Consider the following 21,246-nt stretch of genomic DNA (forward strand, 5'->3'; position numbering starts at 1 on the left):
CGTCAGGCTCGCGTGATCGCCTCCGCCGCGATCATCCGCGCCTCGGGGTCCAGCCCGACGCGATGGAGCGCCGCGACGACGTGGTAGAGATGTCCAGGCGGCAGGCGTCCCCATTCTGCCGCCTGCATGCCTACCGCCGCCAGCAGGGCCACCGTTGCCTGCTCGCCCCGCTGCGCCGCCCCGTCGATCGCGCGCGCCCACCGACTGTTCGCCGCCAGCGTGACACCATTGTCCTGCGCCAGCGACTGGGCTTCGCTGCCCGACAGCCGCGCCAGACCGGCGAGTGCGGCGATCAGCATCCGCCCTTTCTCCGCCCCGGCGTCGTTGATGAAGGAGGAAATACGCCCGCTGCTGATGTCGACCACCGGGCTTGGCGCCCCCACGGCGAGCAGCGCCCAGAAGCGCGTGGCGCCCTCCCCGCTCAGTTGCCCGTCCGCGCGCGACCAACGTGCCGCGTTGCGATCATAGCCCGCGGTCAGCATCGATGCGACCAGGTTGGCGGCATCACTCGCCTTCGCTTCCGCGACCGGCAAGGCGGCGGCGGCACGGGCCGTAGTGATGAGGCCGACATAATCGGGCGCCGCGGCATCGCCCCATAGCCGGTTCATTGCGTCGATGCGTTGACCCACCGTCGCGCCCGCGCTGGCATTGCGCAGCGCCTCGATCCGGTCGGCGGCATCGTCGGGTGCGTCTCCATCAGCGCCGAGCTGGCTGTAGAAGCCGACCAGCGCCTGGCTGGAGAAGACGCCCAGCCGGGCGGCGACTTCGGCTCCCGCCCGGCGGCGAATGGCCGGCAGCGCGGGCGCGCGCGCTTCCCATGCCCGCACCTGGGCACCGGCCGTCCCGTACAGTTCCTCGGGAATCTCCACGTTCAGCGCCGTCGCCAGACCGAAGCGCCAGGCAGTCAGCCGATCGACGCCGGTCCATTCGATCTTCACCGATCGCCGCGCATTGAAGCCGGTGCCCACCACCTTTTCGGCCAGGCGATAGTCGATGCCGCGCGCGGTCCCGCGCCGCTGCGCCTGGTTAAGCGCGCCGCTGGCCGTCCCCTGATCGCCGGAGAGCGCCGGGCAGATCGCCCGCGTCATCTCCCACCCCGGCTCCTTGCTAAAGCGCAGCGCGCCGGCCGACAGCGGGCACAGCCCAGCCGGATCGGCGGTCGCCAGATAGGTCTGCATCGCGATGGCATAAAGGCGGGGCGTGTAGCGGTCGGGATCGACGCTCTGGATCAGCAGGCGGGCATTGTCCGCCTCCCCCATGCGCAGCAGCAACCAGGCGCGCTCCGCCACCCAATCAGCCCCGTCGATGTCGCGCGGCGTGTCGGTGGCGCTCAGCAGGGCACGGCGTAGCAGGATGGAGGCCCAGCGCGACACGATCGGCGCGCGGGTTTCCCGCATCAGCGTCGCCAGGAAGCGGCCGGACTGGCCGCCGAAGGCATCGGCTTCCATGCCCCGCGTCGCGGGCGTCAGCGGCCCTACCCGGTCGAGCGAGCGCCGTGCGCTGTCGGGCAGGTCGTACTTCGCCTTCTGCGCCGCCAGTTCCTCGGGGCTGAGCTGCTCCTCCTCCGCATTCGCCGCATTCTGCGCGAGGGCCGCCAGATCTGGCGGCGGCGTTCCGGGGGAGGTTCCGAAGGACGGCGGCACGATCTGCACCGGGCGCCCCGGCTGCGGCGCTGACGGCGCGGGCGCAGGCGCGGGTGTGTCCGGCGCGTCGCCGAAGCCGGGCGGCAGCAGGGATTCCGGCGCCTCCTGCGCGACGACTGGCAGCGCCAGCGCGAGCGCAAGCGTGCCGACCGCCCACTTCATGTTCCCCCGCCGCTGCCCCATTGCGCTTACTGGCCCAGTTTCTCGGCCGGAATCACCTTCTCGACGCGCTGCTGCGGCCGCTCGCCGCCGCGCGACCAGAACAGGGCAATCAGCCCTATGAGGACGATGATCGCGACGACCGGGACGATCGGCAGGGAGGAACGGCGACGGCGCGAGGCGCCTTCGAAACTGCTGACGGAGCGACGGTTCTTCATGGGTCCTTCTGGGCCTGGCCCGGAAATTGCGGAAAAGATGCGATTTGCCTCAGTGACGGCTGGCTGTATAGCCCCGCAGGCCATGCAGCGAAACAGCAAATCCAACGGCTCGGCCCGTCAGCGCGGCCCCATCGTCCTGGTGGGCATGATGGGCGTGGGCAAATCGACCGTCGGCCGCCGTCTCGCCGCGCGCCTGGGCCTCAGCTTCGTCGACGCCGACGAGGAAATCGAGAAGGCCGCCGGCATGACCATAGCGGAGATGTTCGAACGCTATGGCGAGGCGCATTTCCGTGACGGGGAACGGCGCGTGATCGCCCGCCTGCTGGATGGCGCGCCCAAAGTCATCGCCACTGGTGGCGGCGCCTTCATGCAGCAGGAGACGCGGACCCTGATCCTCGGCCAGGCCACGGCGATATGGCTGGATGCCGACATCGACGTGCTGGTGGACCGCGTGTCCCGCCGGGAAAGCCGGCCGCTGCTCAAGGGCAAGGACCCGCGCGTGGTGCTCACCGAGCTCGCCTCGGTGCGCAATCCCGTCTACGCGCAGGCGCCCATTCACGTCAAAAGCATCGCCGCGCCGCACGAAGTCGCGGTCGACCGCATCATGGAGCAACTTTCGGCATGGCAATAGTGCCCGTGGCGCTGGGCGCGCGCAGCTACGACATCGTCATCGAACAGGGCGTGCTGGATCGCGCCGCCGCTTTTCTGGCGCCGCTCGCACGGGGCGGCCGGCTGGTGGTGGTCACCGATCATCATGTCGCCGCAAGCCAGCTGCCTCGGCTCGACGCCAGCCTGCGCGCGGACGGCATTTCGGTCGAGCCGATCATCCTGCCCGCCGGAGAACAGAGCAAGAGCTGGACGCATCTGGAGCGGCTGCTGGATGCGCTGCTGGCGCTGGAGGTCGAGCGGAGCGACCATATCGTCGCCCTCGGCGGTGGCGTCATGGGCGATCTGGTCGGCTTCGCCGCATCGATCCTGAAGCGCGGATGTGCCTTCGTCCAGGTGCCGACCACGCTGTTGGCGCAGGTCGACAGCTCGGTCGGGGGAAAGACCGCGATCAACAGCCGGGCGGGCAAGAATCTGGTCGGCAGCTTCTACCAGCCGTCCCTCGTCCTCATTGATCCTTCAACGCTGGACACGCTGCCACCGCGCGAGACGCGGGCGGGCTATGCGGAAGTGGTGAAATACGGCCTGATCGACGATCCCGCCTTCTTCGCATGGTGCGAAACGGAAGGGACACGACTGCTCGCGGGGGAAAAGGACGCGCGCCATTATGCCATAGAGCGCAGCGTGCGGGCCAAGGCAGCGATCGTGGCCGACGACGAGCGCGAAACCTCGGGCCGACGGGCGCTGCTCAATCTCGGTCACACCTTTGGCCATGCACTGGAAGCCGACACCGGCTTCTCCGACAGACTGCTGCACGGCGAAGCGGTGGCGGCGGGCATGGCGCTCGCCTTCCGCTACTCCGCACGCCTCGGTCTCTGTCCGGCGGAGGATGCGGATCGCGTGGCCACCCACCTCAAGGCCGTGGGCCTGCCGCACGATCTGGCAAGTGCCCATGTGCGGGGCGACGGCGCGGCGCTGGTCGCCCATATGCTGCATGACAAGAAGATGGCGGCCGGCACCCTTCCCTTCCTCCTTGCGCGCGGGATCGGCCAGACCTTCCTGTCGAAGGACGTGGTGCTGAGCGACGTGGCGGCATTCCTGGATGAGGAGCGGGCAGGCACCTGATGGCGCCCTCGGCAGATGGGGGCTATACAGGAGCCGTTCGGGCTGAGCGAAGTCGAAGCTTCCACTGAGGGGAACGAAGTGGCTACGCCTGTGGCCCTACGACTTCGCTCAAGGCGAACCGAGGAAAGAAACGCGCCTATCCCCTTCCCACCCCAATCCGCCAAAACAAAAAGGGCGCCTCGCGGGCGCCCTTTCCATTCCCTCCCGGGACGATCTCACTTCTTGAGCGTGAGCCCACCGAAACGCTTGTTGAAGCGCGCCACCTGGCCGCCCTGCTCAAGCTGGCGGGTGCCGCCGGTCCAAGCCGGATGCGACTTCGGGTCGATATCCAGCGCCATGGTGTCACCTTCCTTGCCCCACGTCGAGCGGGTGCGGAAGGTGCTGCCGTCAGTCATCTGGACGGTGATGAAGTGGTAGTCAGGGTGCGTATCGGCCTTCATGGGTCTGCTCCGGTATGGGCCGGTTTCCGACCGGCCGATGGATGCGAAAAAATTGCGAAGGCGCGCGGTTACAGGCTTTGCGCCCCGAAAGCAAGGGGAAGGATCAGCCCTTCGGCGGATCGGCGATCATCGCCACGAAGTTCGCCTCTGCGTGCAGCTTGCCCTCGATCATCGCCTTGCCGGAGAATTTGCAGACCGCGCCGCGCATCTGCGCCACCTCGACATGCAGGTCGAGAAGGCATCCCGGTTCCACCGGCGTGCGGAACTTCACGCCGTCGATGCTCATGAAATAGACCAACTTGCCCGAATTGGCGAGGCCGAGCGACTGGACCGTCAGCACGCCCGCTGCCTGCGCCATCGCCTCGACGATCAGGACACCGGGCATGATCGGGCGACCGGGAAAATGCCCCTGGAAGAAGGGCTCGTTGATCGACACGGCCTTGACCGCGTGGATCGACGTGCTCGGCACGATCGAAACCACGCGGTCGACGAGCAGCATCGGATAACGGTGCGGCAGCGCCGCCATGACCCCCCGGATGTCCAAGGGGCCAAGGACGGCGGCCGTCGCGTCAACCTGATCCGTCATCGGCGTTTAGCGCGACTTGGGCTGCTGCGGATTGGCAGGCGCGGCAGCGGCGGCAGGCGCCTGGCCCTGGCGGCCCGGCTGCCAGCCGGCCGGGGGCGTGATGCCTACGCTGGGCACCAGAGTGTTCAGCTCGGTCACGACCGACTGGGTGATGTCGACGGTCGGCTGGTAGGACACGGTGGCGTCGGGGGCGAGCACCAGGTCGACCTTCGCCTTGGTCATGGCCGACTTCAGCGCGTCCGAAAGCTTCGCCGTGATCTGTTCCTCGACATAGGCGTTTGCCAGCGCGATCGGCTGGCTCAGGGTCTGCAGTTCGGTCTGCGCGCTCTGCTGCGACTGCTGGAACTGCTGATACTGGGTCTCGATCGCCGGGGTCGGCTTGTTGTTCGCCGCCTTCAGCGCCGCCTGGAGCGCGTCGCCCTTGGTCTTGAGGTCGGCGTCGATGGCGTTCTTGCGCGCGGTGAAGCTGTCGATCTGCGCCTTGTAGGTCGTCTGGATCTGGGTGCGCGCAGCGGTATAGGCGGCGCTGGTGGCGACCGCACGCTGCAGGTCGACCACGGCGATGCCGGTCTTCGACTGGGCGGCGGCCGGCGCGCTGGTGAACGCCAGTGCGGTGAGCGGCGCGAGAGTCAGCGCCGCAGCCTTGATAATCGTCTTCATCAGAATTGAGTCCCTACGTTGAAGGTGATGAGTCTCGCGTCGTCCCCTGGCTCCTTGAGCAGGGCCTTGGCAATGTCGATACGGAACGGGCCGAAGGGCGAGTTCCAGTTCACGCCGAAGCCCACGGCGACGCGCGGCTTGAGCGTGTCGCCGAGATATTCTTCCTCGAACGGTCCGATGATGAGCGTGTGCGAGCTCGTGTTCGGGTCCGGATTGGTGTCGGGGCACACGCCGTCGCTGACGGCAGGCGTGCGCGCGCCGGTCGACACGTCTGCGCAGACGCCGGGGGAATGGCTGATGACCGACGGATTGCGCAGCCCGGCCACCGCGCCCGCATCGACGAAGATCGAGGGACGCAGGCCCATTTCCCGCGCGCCCGAACCCAGCGGGATTTCCACTTCGGCACGGGCCAGATAGTAGATGCGGCCGCCCAGCGCGTCGTCGGTGCGGTTGTTGCGGTCATCCAGGCGGACATAGCTGGTCGAGCCGTCTTCATTGGTCTGCTGCTGGAGATAATAGCGCTTTACGCGCGGGCCGACGCCGCGAATGTCGAAGCCGCGAATCTGCGGATTGCCCAGGAAGAAGCGGTCGGTCAGGCGGATGCGGTCCACCAGTTCGCCGGTCGCGTCGCGGCGCTCCCCTTCCAGCGAGTGGATATAGCCGCCCTCGCCGGTCAGCGAGAAGATGAAACCGGCGCCAAGCGGCCAGTATTTCGCGGCATTGAAGCGGGTACGAACATATTTGACGCTGCCGCCCAGACCAGCGAAATCCTGGTTCAGCACAAACATCTGACCGCGCGTCGGACGGATGCGGTTGTCGCGCGTGTCGTAGATCAACGAATAACCGACCGACGACGTGGTCCGCTTGCCGATCGCGTCGCAGAGATAGCGGCCGGCCAGCAGCGGGTCACACTGCAGACCCAGCGGCCCCGACCCATCGGGGTCGGAATAATAGGTGTCCCTGTCCAGCGTGATGTCATCGAAATTCAGACTGTAGCGCAGCGCCAGCGAGATATATTCGGTGATCGGTACGCCCGCGCGGATCTGGAAACCGGTCGTGCTCTGCTCGTAGGTCGTGTCGCGGTCGTTGTTGTTGAGATAGCGGAAGCTGTTGAGATCGCGCCGGTAGATGTCGCCGCCCAGCGCGATGTTCTTGTCCATGAAATAGGGCTCGGTGAAGCCCACTTCGACGGACTTGGAATAGCTCGAATAATTGACGCTGGTGCGCAGTTCCTGGCCCTTGCCCCGGAAGTTGCGCTGCGTGATCGAGGCCGCGATGATGAACCGCTCAAGGCTGGAGAAACCTGCCGACAGCGACAGCTCGCCGGTCGACTTTTCCTGCACGTTTGTTTCGAGCACGATGCGGTCGGGTGCGGAACCCGGCTTCTGCTCGACATCCAGCTTTTCCTGGAAGAAGCCGAGCGAATTGATGCGATCCTTGGAGCGCTTGACGAGGAAGCTGTTGAAGGCGTCGCCTTCGGCCAGGCGGAACTCACGGCGCACGACCTTGTCCTGCGTCAGCGTATTGCCGTTGATGTCGACCCGCTCGACATAGACGCGCGGCGCGTTGGCGATGCGGAAGTTGATCCCCATCGTCAGGTCTTCCTTGGACCGGTTGAAGTCCGGCTGCACGTCCGCGAAGGCATAGCCGAACAGGCCCGCCGTCTCGCTCAGCGTGTCGACCGTGTCCTCGACCTGCTTGGCGTTGTACCAGTCGCCCTTCTTCATCGGCAACGTCTTGGTCAGCGTGTCGCCCGACAGGTCGCGAATGTCGGATTCCACCTTCACGTCGCCGAACTTGTAGCGGTCACCTTCCTCGACCACATAGGTGATGATGAAATCCTGCTTGTCGGGCGTCAGCTCCGCCACGGCAGAGATCACGCGGAAATCGGCATAGCCCTCTGTCAGGTAGAACTGCCGCAGCTTCTGCTGGTCATACGCCAGGCGATCGGGATCGTAGCTGGTGCCCGAGGAGAAGATGCGGAACCAGCGCGACTGCTTGGTCACCATCTGGCTGCGCAGCTCGCCGTCGCCGAACTTCTCGTTGCCGATGATGTTGATCTGCCGGACCTTGGACTTGGGTCCCTCGCTGATCTCGAAAACGATATCAACGCGGTTCTGGTCCAGCTGCACCATCTTGGGCTCGACGGTGGCGGCGAAGCGGCCCTGGCGGCGATAGAGCTCGATGATGCGGGCGACGTCGGCGCGGACCTTCGACCGGGTATAGATCTGGCGCGGGGCGAGTTTAATTTCCGGCCTGATCTTGTCTTCCTTCAGGCGCTTATTACCTTCCAGAACGATACGGTTGATGACGGGGTTTTCCTTCACCTCCACCGTCAGCGCACCATTGTCGTTGCGGATCTGGACGTCGGCGAAGAGTTCCGTCTCGTAAAGGTCGCGCAACGCCTGGTCGAGCGACTCCTGCGTGAAGGGCTGGCCCTGGCGCAGCTTGGTGTAGGACAGCACCGTGTCGGGCTCCAGCCGCTGCTGGCCGGTGACGGTCAGGCTGCGGATCGTGCCGCCGGGCATAGCCGCGGGCGGCGCGGCAGGCGCCGGGGCCGGCGAGGCAGCAGTCTGCGCGACCGCGGGGACGCCTGCCAAGCCCGCGATCATCGTCGTCGCGAACAAGGCGGCGACGATCGGACGCTGCCTGTTGCTGCTGTTCTTCGCTGTCACCCGTTCACCTCGACATAAAATTCCAGCCTGCGCCCAAGACGCCGCCAAATGCGCTTCCCCTGCCCGATGCGGCTCAGCCGATCAAGCCGGACAGACGCTGCCACAGCCCGAAAGACGACAAATCGTTCACCGTCACCAGTATCATCATCGCCAGCAGCACGGCCAAGCCGGAGCGATAGGCCCATTCCTGGACCTGCATGCTTACCGGCCGGCGCTGAATCGCCTCGATTCCATAAAAAAGCAGATGCCCGCCATCCAGCATCGGGATTGGCAAGAGGTTGATGAACCCCAAGTTAATCGAGATGAGCGCCATGAAAGTCAGGAATCCGGCAAGCCCCATCATCGCCGCCTGCCCCGAAATATCGGCGATCTTGAGCGGTCCGCCCAGTTCGGAGACGGAACGCCGGCCGGTCACGATCTGCCCCAGACCGTCCATCGCCGAGACGAAGATCTCCTTCGTGCGGCGAGTGCCGACGACAGGAATCTCCCACAGGGAAATGGGCCGCAGCTCGATCTTGCCTGACATGATGCCCAGCTGACCCAGGCGGTAGATATTGCCGAAGCGGTCCTTTTCGATCCGCGTACCTGCCGCGATCGACATCTCGATCCGCTGCCCGCCACGCTCGATCACATAAGGCAGCACTTCCTCCGGCCGCAGCGACACGATCGGCGCGATGTCGGTGAAGCGCTCGATGGGGCGCTCCATGATGCTGACGATCCGGTCGCCCGGACGCAGCCCGGCCTTCGCCGCAGCCGATGCAGGTGCGACCGCTTCGATCACCGGCACGCTGACCACGTCGCCCTTCCAATAAGCGAGCCCGCCCAGCAGCAGGATCGCGAAGAGGAAATTGACCACCGGCCCGGCCGCTACGATCGCCGCGCGCTGCCAGACGGACTTGGACGGAAAGCTCTCCGCGCGGTCCCTGGCCGACATCTCCAGCCAGCGCGGATCGGTCTGGCTCGCCATGTTCATGTCGCCCTTGAAGCGCACATAGCCGCCCAGCGGCAGCGCCCCGATCCGCCAACGCGTGCCGCGCCGGTCGACCCAGGCCGCAACTTCCGGCCCGAATCCGATGGAAAAGGCCTCCGCCTTCACCCCGCACCAGCGCCCGACCAGATAGTGGCCGAGCTCGTGAACGAAGACGAGCGGCCCTATGACCGCCACGAAAGCCAGCACGGTCAACAGGAAACCGGGATTCTGGATCAAACCGTCATTCTTTCCATCACATGTCGCGCCATCGCGCGGGCCTCCGCATCCGCGTGCAGGACATCGTCCAGACGGCGGGGCACAGGCGCGCTATAGCGATCCAGCACTTCCTCCACAATCATGGCGATATCAAGGAAGCCTATGGCGCCTTCAAGGAAAGCGGCGACGGCGACCTCATTGGCCGCATTGAGGATGGCCGGCACGGCGCCGCCCGCCTGTGCCGCCTGCCGCGCCAGACGCAGGGCGGGAAAGCGCGCCTCGTCGGGTGCCTCGAACTCCAGCCGGCCGATCCGGGCGAGGTCGAGCGGCTGGCAGGGCGTCGCCATCCGTTCCGGCCATGCGAGCGCATGGGCAATGGGGATACGCATGTCAGGCGATCCGAGCTGCGCCAAGGTGGAGCGGTCGCGATATTCGACCAGCGAATGAATCACCGACTGGGGATGGACCAGTATCTCGATCCGGTCGAGACCGACGGGAAAGAGGTGCGCCGCCTCGATCAGTTCCAGCCCCTTGTTCATCATGGTGGCGCTGTCCACGCTGATCTTCGCACCCATCGACCAGTTGGGATGGGCCACCGCCTGCGTTGGGGTGATGTCGCGCATGGCCTCCCGGCTGCGGGTCCGGAAGGGCCCGCCGCTCGCCGTCAGGATGATGCGTGCGACATCGTCCAGACGACTGCCCGCAAGGCATTGGAAAATCGCGTTATGCTCGCTGTCGACGGGGAGCATCGTGGCGCCCGATCCCGCCGCTGCCTCCATCATCAACGCACCAGCGGAAACGAGCGACTCCTTGTTGGCGAGGGCCACGCATCCCCCCGCCTCCAGCGCGGCGATGGTCGGACGCAGCCCTGCACAGCCGACGATCGAAGCCATGGTCCAGTCGGCGCCCGCCCGCGCGGCGTCGATCAGCGCGGCCTCTCCCGCCGCCGCCTCCACGCCGGAACCGGCGAGCGCCGCCTTGAGCGCGCCATAATGCGCTTCGTCGCCGATCACCGCCAGTGCCGCACGGGACCCGCGCGCCGCCTTCGCGAGCGCGTCGGCATTGCTATGCGCGGTCAACGCCACCACGTCGAAAGCATCAGGTTCGCGCTGAACGAGATCCAGAGTCGACACGCCCACCGACCCGGTGGCGCCGAAGATCGAAATGCGCCGAATCACGGAACGACCAGCAACAGGTAAAACAGCGTGGCAAGCGGCGCGGCTGCCGCGACACCGTCCAGACGGTCCATTACACCGCCATGGCCGGGCAGCAGCGTGCCGCTGTCCTTCACCCCGGCGCGCCGTTTCATCCAGCTTTCAAACAGGTCGCCCAGCTGCGCAGCGACCGCCAGCAGCCCGCTCGCTGCCGCGAGTTGCATCGGCAGCCCGGCGAAGCGGTGGAGCAGAAAGCCCGTCACCAGGGCGGCGAGGATGCCGCCCCCCAGCCCCGCCCATGTCTTGGACGGGCTGACCCGAGGCGCCAGCTTCGGCCCGCCGATCGCACGACCGGCGAAATAGGCGCCGATGTCCGTCGCCCAGACCAGCGACAGCGCCCAGAAGGCCAGCAGCAGCCCCCAGAGATTGGGCGCCTCACCGCGCAGAAACAGCAGCGCCACCACGGGAACACAGATATAGAGCAAGCCGAGCGCCAACCGCAAAGAGCGGGTCACCAGCAACACGAAAAAGAAAGCGGCCACCATCAGCGTGAATGCCGTCCAGGAAACACCGGCCGCCAATGGACAGAGGATCGCGAGCGGCACCGACACTGCGAACATCGCCAGCCGCCGATGATCGGGAGAGGCACCGACCAGGTCGCCCCACTCGCCCTGCATCAGCACGCCGGCCACGACCAGCAGCAGCCAGAAGAGAAAGCCACCCGACAGCAGTGCGCCCAGCGCCATCGCGATCAGCGCGAGCCCGACGACGGTACGAGTGCGCAACTCGCTGCTCACAGGCCGCCGAACCTGCGATCGCGAAGGCGGAAGGCGTCCAGCGCCGCGGCCAGCGCGCGCTCGTCGAAATCGGGCCACAGCATGTCGGTGAAGTAGAGCTCCGCATAGGCCGCCTGCCATAGCAGGAAATTGCTCAGCCTCTGCTCGCCGGATGTACGGATCAGAAGGTCTAGCGGCGGTAGGTCGCCAGTGTCGAGCGCAGCGTCGATATCGCCGACGCCGATGTCGTCCAGTGCGATCTCGCCCGCCACGGCCCGCCGGGCCAGCGCCTGCACCGCACGCGCCATCTCGTCCTGCGCGCCGTAATTCAGCGCGATGGCGACGATCGGCCCCTTGTTCCCCGCCGTGCGCGCGATCGCCCCGTCGATCAGCGCTACGACCGAGGGGTCCATCGCCCTGTAATTGCCGATTACGCGCAGCCGCACGCCATTGGCGTGCAGTTCGTCCAGATCGGACTGGATGAAATGGCGCAGAAGGCTCATCAGGTCGGCAATCTCGCTCGCCGGCCGCTTCCAGTTTTCGGAGGAAAAGGCATAGAGCGTCAGGCATTCGAGCCCAAGCTCGCGCGCGGCGCGCGTCACGCGCCGTACAGCTTCCACCCCCGCGCGATGCCCCGCAACGCGCGGCAGCAGCCGCTTCTTCGCCCAGCGGCCGTTGCCGTCCATGATGATGGCGACATGGCGCGCGCCATGGGCCGGGGCGCCCTGCGACAGATCGGGCCGGACCTTCGTTGCCATCAGGGGTGTCGTCGCTTCGCGAAGGGCATGGCGCATGATCCCCGGCTTACTGGCCAAGGATTTCCTTTTCCTTCGCCGCCGCTACCGCGTCGATGTCAGCGATGGTGCTGTCGGTCAGCTTCTGGACCTCGGTTTCCTTGCGCTTGCGCTCGTCCTCGCTGATCTCGCCCTTCTTCTCGTCGGCCTTCAGGCTGTCCATGCCGTCGCGCCGCACGTTGCGCACGGCGACGCGCGCACCTTCGGCATATTTGCTGGCGAGTTTCGCCAGTTCCTTGCGGCGCTCCTCTGTCAGGTCCGGGATGGGCAGGCGTAGCGTCTGGCCATCGACGATCGGATTGAGGCCAAGGCCCGCAGACCGGATCGCCTTGTCGGCCGGGCCGACATTGCTCTTGTCCCATACCTGCACTGACAGCATGCGCGGCTCGGGCGCGGAAACGGTCGCCACCTGGTTCAGCGGCATGTGCGCGCCATAGACCTCGACCGTCACCGGATCGAGCAGCGCCACATTCGCACGCCCCGTGCGCAGGCCTGCCAGGTCGCCCTTCAGCGATTCGATGGCGCCCGCCATGCGGCGCTCTAGGTCGGCTTTGTCATACTGGGCCATTGTTCAGCTCTCCTGATTTTGCACGATCGTCGCCGTGCCGTCACCCGCCAGAACCTTGGCCAGGTTGCCGGTTTCGCGAATGTTGAAGACGACGATGGGAATACGGTTCTCGCGGCACAGCGCAATGGCGCTGGCGTCCATGACTTTGAGGTTGTCGTTCAGCACCTTGTCGAAGCTGATCTCTTCATAGCGCACCGCGTCGGGCACCGCCTTGGGATCGGCATTGTAGATGCCATCGACGCTGGTGCCCTTGAACAGCGCATCGCAATTCATCTCGGCCGCCCGCAGCGCCGCGGTGGTATCGGTGGTGAAGAAGGGATTTCCGGTGCCCGCCGCGAAGATGACGATGCGGCCCTTTTCCATGTGCCGCATCGCCTTGCGCCGGATATAGGGCTCGCACACCGACGCCATCGGGATCGCCGACTGGACGCGGGTATCATAGCCGATCCGCTCCAGCGCGTTCTGCACCGCCAGCGCATTCATGACGGTCGCCAGCATGCCCATATAGTCGGCGCTGGTGCGATCGAAGCCCTTGGCTGCGCCCGCCAGCCCGCGGAAGATATTGCCACCGCCGACCACGACACACAGCTCGAAGCCGGCATCCTTGGCAGCGGCGATCTCGCCCGCGACGCGATCCACGGTCTCGGGGTCGATGCCGAACTGCCCCTGCCCCATCAGCACCTCGCCCGACAGTTTCAGCAATATGCGCTTGAAGGCTGGCCGGGTCATGGGCGGGAAAGAATCCTTGTGATGGAAGCGGAAAGCGGCGCGGACATTAGGCGGGCAAGGCCACGATGGGAAGGGCGATTGTTGCTATTCGATCATCGCCTCTACCGTCTCATGCGGATAGAGAGCAAACTCGCGATACAGACGAAAATGGGCCGTGTCCTCCAGAGCGACAGGATGGATACTATAGGAATCGATCTGCCAAAGATCGGCGTCGGGCAGCGCCATCAAGATCGGCGAGTGGGTCGCCATGATGACTTGCCCATTGCCCGCCCGCTGGATGCGGCGCAGCAACTTCAGGAAATCGAACTGGCGTTGCGGCGACAGCGCCGATTCCGGTTCGTCGAGGATGTAGAGGCCTTGGCGCGACATGCGCTCATTGAAGAAATCGATGAACCCTTCGCCGTGGGAAGCGGACAGATAATCGGGTCCGCTGGCAAAGGATTCATAGGCGGCCAAATCCAGGTAGCGTGCGACGGAAAAGAAGGTCTCGGCGCGAAAAAACCACCCGTTTCTAACCTACGGAAGCCATGCGCCTCTCAATCGTGCGCCCAACGTCCCGGCATCGGTCGCGGATACCGGCGTCGGTTGAATTGCTTTCATCCCCTGCGCCCCACCTGAATCACTGAACCCGGCCAAATGGGCGATCGCTTCCAACAGGGTCGATTTGCCGGTGCCATTTTCGCCAACAATGATCGTGACCGCCTTTTCAAATTGCAGTTCCAGGCCTCCATGGCGGATGATCGGCAGGTTGAAGGGATATTGATCCCAGTTCAACTCATCAGCCCTTTGCTCGTTGGGCATCCAGACGCGCTTCAGGAACGGCGGCGGCAGAGAGGTGGTGTGCTGCTTTCTTGCCATCCCGGAAGATTATCGGCCTTTGCACCGAGGCGCCAAAGAAAAAGGGGCGCCCTGCCGAGCGCCCCTTCCCACCTCATCGCCTCGCTAGCGATCAGACGCCCGCGGCCGCCGCCACTTCCGCGGCGAAGTCGCTGACTTCCTTCTCGATGCCTTCGCCCAGCTGGAAGCGGACATAGGACTTGAGCGTGATCGAAGCGCTCGCGTCCTTCGCCGCCTTGGCGACGACGTCGGCGACCGGCGTCTTGTTGTCCATCACGAACAGCTGGCTGAGCAGCGCATTCTCCTTGGCGAACTTCGCCACGGAGCCGTCGACCATCTTGGCGACGATCTCGGCGGGCTTGCCGCTCTCGGCAGCCTTCTCGGCCGCGATCGCGCGCTCGCGCTCCAGCAGCGCCGGGTCAATGTCGCCGGCGGCCAGCGCCAGCGGGAACGCCGCGGCAATGTGCATGGCGATCTGCTTGCCCAGCGGCTCCAGCACGTCGGCGGGCGCATCGCCCTCCAGCGCGACCAGAACGCCAATCTTGCCCAGGCCCGGCGCGGCGGCGTTGTGGACATAGGGGACGACCACGCCCTGGCTCACCTCGACCTGCGCGATGCGGCGCAGCGTCTGGTTCTCGCCGATGGTGGCGATGTTGGCGACCAGCTTCTCGGCGACGGTGCCGCCGGAGGGATAGGCCTCCGAAGCCAGCACCTCGGCGTCGGTCGCGCCGCTCGACAGCGCGATGCCGGCGACGGTGCGCACGAAGTCCTGGAACTGATCGTTCTTCGCGACGAAGTCGGTCTCGCTGTTCACCTCGACGGCGACGCCCTTGGTGCCGGCGACGGCAACGCCCACCAGGCCCTCGGCGGCGGTACGGCTCGACTTCTTCTGCGCGGCGGCCAGGCCCTTGGCGCGCAGCCAGTCGGTCGCGGCCTCGATGTCGCCATTGGCTTCGGTGAGCGCCTTCTTGCAATCCATCATGCCCGCGCCCGAACGGTCGCGCAGTTCCTTGACGGCGGCAGCGGTAATCTCGGCCATGTTTCGGCTCCTAAAGTTTCATGTTTCAAATATGCGGCAGGGCGCGTCTCCGAAGAGCGCGCCCTAGCCTGTCATTCTTGCAGTTGCGCGACGCTCTATCAGGCTTCGGCGGCAACGACCTCTTCGGCCTCGGGCTCGTCCAGCGCACCCAGGTCGACGCCGGCGGCCTGCTGCGCACCGCGGTTGCCGCGGGTCGCGGCGGCGGCGATGGCGTCGCAGTACAGGCGGATGGCGCGGCTGGCGTCATCGTTAGCCGGGACCGGGAAGGCGATGCCGTCGGGCGAGACGTTCGAATCGAGGATCGCGACGACCGGGATGCCCAGCGTGTTGGCTTCCTTGATCGCCAGCTCTTCCTTGTTGGCGTCGATCACGAACATGACATCGGGGATGCCGTTCATGTCGCGGATGCCGCCCAGCGACAGCTCCAGCTTCTCGCGCTCGCGGGTCATCTGAAGGACTTCCTTCTTGGTGAAGCCGTGGGTGTCGCCCGACAGCTTCTCCTCGAGGGTCTTCAGGCGCTTGATCGAGCCCGAGATGGTCTTCCAGTTGGTGAGCATGCCGCCCAGCCAGCGATGGTTGACGAAATGCTGGCCCGACTTGCGGGCGGCTTCCGCGATGGGGTCCTGCGCCTGGCGCTTGGTGCCGACGAACAGCACCTTGCCACCCGCGCCCACGGTCGCCGAGACGAAATCGAGCGCGCGCGCGAAGAGCGGCACGGTCTGCGACAGGTCGAGGATGTGGATGCCGTTACGCTCGCCGAAAATGTACGGCTTCATGCGCGGGTTCCAGCGGTGGGTCTGGTGGCCGAAATGTGCGCCGGCCTCGATCAATTGGTGCATGGTGACGACGGGGGTCGCCATAATGTCTTCTCCTTCCGGTTAAGCCCTCTGGGAATCAGGAACCGGAAGAAGGCCTCAAAGGCCCGCCCGGCACCGGATATGTCGATTCCCATGTGGAATGGGCCGCGCCTTTAACGGGGCGCACGCGTGAATGCAAGGCTTGACATGCCTGCACAGCGAGAACATAGAGGGAACAAGTGGAACGAATGACGTTTTCCCGCCGTTCGTAGCGATATTCAACCGGCCGCACGAATTGGCAAGAAAGAAAGTGGGCTACCGATGTTCACCCTGGTCGCAGCATTGATCTTCTCGGGCTCTGCCCTCTTCGCCCTGACCACTATCGCCTGGATGTTTGCGACCTGTCATCGCAAGATGGCGGCCGCCCTGCTGTTCGAACCCATTCCGCAGGAGCCGCAGGTCTATCACATCCGTATCCGCCGCCCCCGGGTGAGGCGAGCGGAACATTCCCTTCATGGAGCAGCCTTCGGCGCCTGAGCTTTCAGGCGGCCGGGGTCGTCTGAACGATCTGATCCCGCCGCGCCCGCACGACCTTCGCATAGGACAGGATGCCGAAGGGAATTGTTGCGAGATAGCCCGCGCACAGCACCAATAGCGTCAGCCAAGGATCGGTAATCAGCAACGCGGCAAGCAAGCCAGCAATCGCGATCGCTTCCAGCCGGATGCGTTTGCGTAACCGCAACGCGGACCAGCTATAGGTCGCGATGCTGGAAATCATCAGGAAAGCCGTGAAGGCGAGCCAGGGTGCGACCACATACCAGGCGCGGAATAGCGGCTCGCCCGTCACAAGCCACAGATAGAGCGGTACGAAGGCGATGCCTGCCCCTGCCGGGGCCGGGACGCCGGTCAAGAAGCCGGCAGATTTGTGCGGTTGCTCGTCCGCGTCGATATTGGCGTTGAAACGCGCCAGCCGCAGCGCGCAGGACAAGGCATGGGCCAGCGCGAAGATCCATCCGAACTTCGGCATGGCATGCAGTGACCAGAGGTAGATGATGAGCGCGGGCGCAACGCCGAAGGCGATCGAGTCGGACAACGAATCGAGCTCCGCACCGAAGCGGCTCTCGCCCCGCAGCAGCCGCGCGATCCGCCCATCAAGTCCATCAAGAACGCCCGCGAACAGGATCGCCAGCACCGCCCGTTCCCATTCCCCCGATATGCCGTAGCGCACGCCGGTGAGGCCGAAGCACAGCGCCATCGCCGTCACCGCATTGGGCAACAGCATGCGCAGCGTGATGCCGCGTCGCAGTCCGCGCGGTATGGCGCGACGGCGACGGCTCATGATCGCCTCTTCCCAAGCAGAAGCCCAGTCACGGCGCGGTGATCCGTCACTGCTGGATCCCCGCTACGACCCGCCGATCACCGATCTGACCCAGGATCGTCTCGCCCGCAACGGTTCGCTGTCCCAACACCACGCGCGGCGCGGTACCCGCAGGCAGATAGACGTCCACCCGGCTGCCGAACCGGATCAGGCCGATGCGCTGGCCTGCCGCCACCATGTCCCCCGGCTTCACGAAGGGCACGATGCGCCGCGCGACCAGCCCCGCGATCTGGGTGAAGCCGATGCGCACGCCGTCATGCCGCTCCACCAGGATATGCTGGCGCTCGTTATCCTCGCTGGCTTTGTCGAGATCGGCGTTGAGAAACTTGCCCGAAATATAGACAACCGCCTTGATCGTACCACCGATCGGGGTGCGATTGATGTGCACGTCGAACACGCTCATGAAGATCGACACGCGGATCAGCGGCTGGTCGCCCAGCCCATCCGGGCCTGCCATCTCGCGCGGCGGCGGCACCCGCTGGATCAGGGTTATGAGGCCATCGGCGGGCGCGACGATGGCGCCTTCATCCTGCGGCACGGCGCGCACGGGATCGCGAAAAAAGGCGAGGACCCAGACGGTGACGATGAGCAGGATCCACCCCAGCACGTCCCAGCCCAGCAGAAATGCCAGGCCAGTGATGGCCGCGGCGATCAGGCCGAACTTCATCCCCTCCGGATGTACGGAAGGAAAGCGCCATTTGACATTGCCACCCGCGGCAATCGTGATCTCATTATTGTCCATGCGCACCGTCTTTACGGAGAGACCCCCGCGCTGACAACGACCGATCCCGGCAACGGCTCCCCACGCGGGCGCACAGGTGCCAGATTCAAGCCCTGCCCGGTTGAACATTGCCGCCGCTTTGCCTAGGGGCCTTGGGCATATCCCACCTGAATTAAGGAAAGAGGCGCATGGCGAAGATCAAGGTCAAGAACCCCGTCGTGGAGATCGACGGCGACGAGATGACGCGGATCATCTGGCAGTGGATTCGCGAGCGACTCATCCTCCCCTATCTCGACATCGACCTTAAATATTACGACCTGGGCGTCGAGAAGCGCGACGAGACCAACGATCAGATCACTATCGATTCCGCCAATGCGATCAAGGAATATGGCGTCGGGGTGAAGTGCGCCACCATCACGCCGGACGAAGCGCGCGTCGAGGAATTCAACCTCAAGGAAATGTGGAAGTCGCCCAACGGCACGATCCGCAACATCCTGGGCGGCGTCGTCTTCCGTGAGCCCATCGTCATCAAGAACGTGCCCCGCCTCATTCCTGGCTGGACCGATCCAATCGTCGTCGGCCGCCACGCCTATGGCGATCAGTATCGCGCCACCGACTTCCGCGTGCCCGGCGCGGGCAAGCTGCGGCTGGTGTTCGAAGGCGACGACGGCACGGTGATCGACCGCGAGGTGTTCAAATATCCCAGTTCCGGCGTGGCCCTGGCCATGTACAATCTGGACGAGTCGATCCGCGACTTCGCCCGCGCCTCGATGAACTATGGCCTCGGCCGTGGCTGGCCGGTCTATCTGTCGACCAAGAACACGATCCTCAAGGCCTATGACGGCCGTTTCAAGGACATCTTCGCCGAGGTGTACGAGAGCGAATTCGCCGATCAGTTCAAGGCAGCCGGCATCGTCTACGAGCACCGTCTGATCGACGACATGGTCGCCTCCGCGCTGAAGTGGAGCGGCAAGTTCGTCTGGGCCTGCAAGAATTATGACGGCGACGTGCAGTCCGACCAGGTGGCCCAGGGCTTCGGCAGCCTGGGTCTCATGACCTCTGTGCTGATGAGCCCCGACGGCAAGACCGTCGAGGCGGAGGCCGCGCACGGCACCGTCACCCGCCACTATCGCCAGCACCAGCAGGGCAAGGCGACCTCCACCAACCCGATCGCATCGATCTTCGCCTGGACCCAGGGCCTGTCCTACCGCGGCAAGTTCGACGAGACGCCGGAAGTCACCAAATTCGCCGAGACGCTGGAAAAGGTCTGCATCCAGACCGTGGAAAGCGGCGCGATGACGAAGGATCTTGCGCTGCTCATCGGCCCGGATCAGGCGTGGATGACCACCGAGCAGTTCTTCGAGGCGATCCGCGTCAACCTGGAAACCGCCATGGGCAAGTGGAACTGATCCCACCCCTCGCGGTTTCAATACGCTAACGGAACGAGGCGGCGCCGGTCATCCGACGCCGCCCTTTCTTTATTTATTGTTCCCCCCAGCCGAGAAGATGGACATGACGACCACCGGCAAGAAGCGCCTCGAAACCCGTCCCGCCGTGCCCGCCGATGCGCGCGGCATCCAGCGCCTGATCGCCCGCGCCTATCCCGGCATGCCCAATTATTCGCTGGCCACGATCCGGGGACAGATCAACAATTTCCCCGGCGGCTGTTTCGTCGCCCTCTATGACGGCAAGGTGGTCGGCTATTGCGCCACGATGCGCGTCAGCAAGGGCATGGCCTTCGCTCCCCACGACTGGGAGGAGATCACCGCCAACGGTTTCGGCACACGGCACAGCGCAGCGGGCGAATGGCTCTATGGCTATGAAATGGCGGTCGATCCCAAGCTGCGGGGCCTGCGCATCGGCCAACGCCTCTATGACGAGCGGAAGGAGTTGGCCGAGGAACTGGACCTGCACGGCATCGTCATCGCGGGACGTATGCCGGGCTATGCGCGCGCCAAGCGCCGCGCCGGCAGTCCGCAGGATTATCTGGACAAGGTCATCCAGGGCAAGATGCGCGACCAGGTCATCAGCTTCCAGCTGAAGAACCAGTTCGAACCCCTTGGCGTCCTTGAAAATTACCTACCGGAGGACAAGCAGTCGGACGGCCATGCCGCGCACCTGGTCTGGCGCAATCCCTATGTCGATCCCGACGAGGCGCCGGAAATGCGCGTGCCCCGCGGCGTCGAAAGCGTCCGCCTCGCCACCTGCCAGCTCCAGGCCCGTGCGGTGAAGGATTTCGAGGAGTTCGTCCGCAACATCGAATATTTCGTCGACGTAGCTGCCGATTACCGCTCCGATTTCATCGTCTTCCCGGAGCTCTTCACCCTCCCCCTGCTCTCCTTCGAGACCAAGAAGCTGACGCCGGTCGAGGCGATCGACAAGCTCACCGGCTACACCCCGCGCCTGACCAAGGAACTTGGGCGCATGGCGCTCGAATATAATATCAACATCATCGGCGGCTCCCACCCGACCCGCGCGGACGATGGCGACATCCAGAACATCGCCTATGTCGCGCTGCGCGACGGGTCGATCCACACGCAGGAAAAGATCCACCCGACGCCCAACGAGGCCTTCTGGTGGAACATCAAGGGCGGCGACGCGCTCGACGTGATCCAGACCGACTGCGGGCCTATCGGCGTCCTTATCTGCTATGACAGCGAATTTCCCGAACTGGCCCGCCGCCTCGTCGACCAGGGCGCGCGCATCATCTTCGTGCCCTTCTGCACCGACAGCCGCCTTGGCTATATGCGCGTGCGCTATTGCGCGCAGGCCCGCGCAATCGAGAACCAGTGCTATGTCGTGATGTCGGGCAATGTCGGCAACCTGCCGAACGTCGACAATATGGACATCCAATATGCACAGAGCGCCATCCTGACGCCCTGCGACCTGCCTTTCGCGCGCGACGGCATCGCCGCTGAATCGACCGAGAATGTCGAGACGCTGACCATGGCCGATGTGAACCTGGCCGACCTCAGCTGGGCCCGGGCCGAAGGAACAGTCCGCAACCTGCGTGATCGGCGCTTCGACCTCTACCATATCGACTGGGACAGCAATCCCGACCATGCCCATGCGCCGAGCGGCGGCCCGGTGCCCGCCGGCGGCCACAACGCACCCGGCGGCGGCTGAGGAACCCGCACGCGGCGGGGCGGTTTTCC

General features: G+C 65.2%; 23 protein-coding genes. 5 read left to right on the top strand and 18 right to left on the bottom strand.

Annotation, left to right across the window (positions count from 1 at the left end; genetic code table 11):
• Positions 1-2: 2 nt before the first annotated feature.
• Together M529_RS35880 and M529_RS35885 are read right to left on the bottom strand one after the other, a co-directional pair.
• Positions 3-1,826: a hypothetical protein gene (locus M529_RS35880; RefSeq protein WP_031294986.1), complete on the bottom strand. Its 1,824-nt coding sequence runs from the start codon at positions 1,824-1,826 to the stop codon at positions 3-5.
• 5 nt (positions 1,827-1,831) lie between these two features.
• Positions 1,832-2,020 carry a hypothetical protein gene (locus tag M529_RS35885; RefSeq protein WP_021318075.1) on the bottom strand — a complete coding sequence of 63 codons (189 nt, stop codon included), beginning with the start codon at positions 2,018-2,020 and terminating at the stop codon, positions 1,832-1,834.
• A gap of 82 nt (positions 2,021-2,102) precedes the next feature.
• On the opposite strand from M529_RS35885, the gene M529_RS35890 reads away from it, so the two are divergent.
• Both M529_RS35890 and aroB read left to right on the top strand, forming a co-directional pair.
• Entirely contained in the window at positions 2,103-2,651 is a 549-nt protein-coding gene (locus tag M529_RS35890) for a shikimate kinase (RefSeq protein WP_021318076.1), read from the top strand.
• Complete coding sequence (gene aroB / locus M529_RS35895; protein ID WP_031294987.1) at positions 2,642-3,751, top strand: 3-dehydroquinate synthase; 1,110 nt, start codon at positions 2,642-2,644, stop codon at positions 3,749-3,751. Before M529_RS35890 ends, aroB begins: the two co-directional genes overlap by 10 nt.
• Before the next feature lie 215 nt (positions 3,752-3,966).
• Here the strand turns inward: aroB and rpmE are convergent, their stop codons facing one another.
• The 14 genes from rpmE to rpsB form a co-directional block, all read right to left on the bottom strand.
• Positions 3,967-4,191 (bottom strand): 50S ribosomal protein L31, encoded by a 225-nt coding sequence (gene rpmE, locus M529_RS35900; RefSeq protein WP_021318078.1) that lies wholly within the window; start codon positions 4,189-4,191, stop codon positions 3,967-3,969.
• Positions 4,192-4,294: 103 nt separating this feature from the next.
• On the bottom strand, positions 4,295-4,777 hold the full coding sequence (fabZ, locus tag M529_RS35905) for a 3-hydroxyacyl-ACP dehydratase FabZ (RefSeq protein ID WP_021318079.1): 483 nt from the start codon (positions 4,775-4,777) through the stop codon (positions 4,295-4,297).
• 6 nt (positions 4,778-4,783) lie between these two features.
• Positions 4,784-5,437 (bottom strand): OmpH family outer membrane protein, encoded by a 654-nt coding sequence (locus tag M529_RS35910; protein WP_021318080.1) that lies wholly within the window; start codon positions 5,435-5,437, stop codon positions 4,784-4,786.
• Positions 5,437-8,049: an outer membrane protein assembly factor BamA gene (bamA, locus tag M529_RS35915; RefSeq protein WP_084491088.1), complete on the bottom strand. Its 2,613-nt coding sequence runs from the start codon at positions 8,047-8,049 to the stop codon at positions 5,437-5,439. Before bamA ends, M529_RS35910 begins: the two co-directional genes overlap by 1 nt.
• Positions 8,050-8,185: 136 nt before the next feature.
• The gene (rseP, locus tag M529_RS35920) at positions 8,186-9,319 is read right to left on the bottom strand and encodes an RIP metalloprotease RseP (RefSeq protein ID WP_021318082.1); all 1,134 of its coding nucleotides are present in this window, start codon (positions 9,317-9,319) and stop codon (positions 8,186-8,188) included.
• Positions 9,316-10,473, bottom strand: a complete 1,158-nt coding sequence (locus M529_RS35925) for a 1-deoxy-D-xylulose-5-phosphate reductoisomerase (protein ID WP_031294988.1) — start codon at positions 10,471-10,473, stop codon at positions 9,316-9,318. Before M529_RS35925 ends, rseP begins: the two co-directional genes overlap by 4 nt.
• Positions 10,473-11,249, bottom strand: coding sequence for a phosphatidate cytidylyltransferase (locus M529_RS35930; RefSeq protein WP_021318084.1), 777 nt, complete (start codon positions 11,247-11,249; stop codon positions 10,473-10,475). Before M529_RS35930 ends, M529_RS35925 begins: the two co-directional genes overlap by 1 nt.
• Positions 11,246-11,986, bottom strand: coding sequence for a polyprenyl diphosphate synthase (gene uppS, locus M529_RS35935; protein WP_031294989.1), 741 nt, complete (start codon positions 11,984-11,986; stop codon positions 11,246-11,248). The genes M529_RS35930 and uppS overlap by 4 nt, the downstream gene beginning before the upstream one ends.
• A 46-nt stretch (positions 11,987-12,032) precedes the next feature.
• Positions 12,033-12,590 carry a ribosome recycling factor gene (gene frr, locus M529_RS35940; protein WP_021318086.1) on the bottom strand — a complete coding sequence of 186 codons (558 nt, stop codon included), beginning with the start codon at positions 12,588-12,590 and terminating at the stop codon, positions 12,033-12,035.
• Between the two features lie 3 nt (positions 12,591-12,593).
• Complete coding sequence (pyrH, locus tag M529_RS35945) at positions 12,594-13,319, bottom strand: UMP kinase (protein ID WP_021318087.1); 726 nt, start codon at positions 13,317-13,319, stop codon at positions 12,594-12,596.
• Between the two features lie 84 nt (positions 13,320-13,403).
• Complete coding sequence (locus M529_RS50125; protein WP_021318088.1) at positions 13,404-13,775, bottom strand: AAA family ATPase; 372 nt, start codon at positions 13,773-13,775, stop codon at positions 13,404-13,406.
• A gap of 60 nt (positions 13,776-13,835) precedes the next feature.
• Positions 13,836-14,177: an AAA family ATPase gene (locus M529_RS50130; RefSeq protein ID WP_021318089.1), complete on the bottom strand. Its 342-nt coding sequence runs from the start codon at positions 14,175-14,177 to the stop codon at positions 13,836-13,838.
• A 91-nt stretch (positions 14,178-14,268) separates the two neighbouring features.
• The gene (gene tsf, locus M529_RS35955) at positions 14,269-15,195 is read right to left on the bottom strand and encodes a translation elongation factor Ts (protein ID WP_021318090.1); all 927 of its coding nucleotides are present in this window, start codon (positions 15,193-15,195) and stop codon (positions 14,269-14,271) included.
• Between the two features lie 98 nt (positions 15,196-15,293).
• Positions 15,294-16,055 (bottom strand): 30S ribosomal protein S2, encoded by a 762-nt coding sequence (gene rpsB / locus M529_RS35960; RefSeq protein WP_021318091.1) that lies wholly within the window; start codon positions 16,053-16,055, stop codon positions 15,294-15,296.
• 258 nt (positions 16,056-16,313) lie between these two features.
• Here rpsB and M529_RS35965 point away from each other — a divergent pair, with 258 nt between their 5' ends.
• Positions 16,314-16,529 (top strand): hypothetical protein, encoded by a 216-nt coding sequence (locus tag M529_RS35965; protein ID WP_021318092.1) that lies wholly within the window; start codon positions 16,314-16,316, stop codon positions 16,527-16,529.
• A 4-nt stretch (positions 16,530-16,533) separates the two neighbouring features.
• Here M529_RS35965 and M529_RS35970 read toward each other — a convergent pair whose 3' ends face one another.
• Together M529_RS35970 and M529_RS35975 are read right to left on the bottom strand one after the other, a co-directional pair.
• Complete coding sequence (locus M529_RS35970) at positions 16,534-17,274, bottom strand: CDP-alcohol phosphatidyltransferase family protein (RefSeq protein ID WP_031294990.1); 741 nt, start codon at positions 17,272-17,274, stop codon at positions 16,534-16,536.
• 103 nt (positions 17,275-17,377) lie between these two features.
• Positions 17,378-18,112, bottom strand: coding sequence for a phosphatidylserine decarboxylase (locus tag M529_RS35975; RefSeq protein WP_021318094.1), 735 nt, complete (start codon positions 18,110-18,112; stop codon positions 17,378-17,380).
• Positions 18,113-18,279: 167 nt separating this feature from the next.
• Here M529_RS35975 and M529_RS35980 point away from each other — a divergent pair, with 167 nt between their 5' ends.
• Positions 18,280-19,500: an NADP-dependent isocitrate dehydrogenase gene (locus tag M529_RS35980; RefSeq protein ID WP_021318095.1), complete on the top strand. Its 1,221-nt coding sequence runs from the start codon at positions 18,280-18,282 to the stop codon at positions 19,498-19,500.
• Between the two features lie 103 nt (positions 19,501-19,603).
• Positions 19,604-21,217: a bifunctional GNAT family N-acetyltransferase/carbon-nitrogen hydrolase family protein gene (locus tag M529_RS35985; protein WP_021318096.1), complete on the top strand. Its 1,614-nt coding sequence runs from the start codon at positions 19,604-19,606 to the stop codon at positions 21,215-21,217.
• The last annotated feature ends 29 nt before the right edge of the window (positions 21,218-21,246 follow it).

Origin of the sequence: Sphingobium ummariense RL-3 (assembly GCF_000447205.1) — a bacterium.
In the GTDB taxonomy this organism is placed as follows: Bacteria; Pseudomonadota; Alphaproteobacteria; order Sphingomonadales; family Sphingomonadaceae; genus Sphingobium; species Sphingobium ummariense.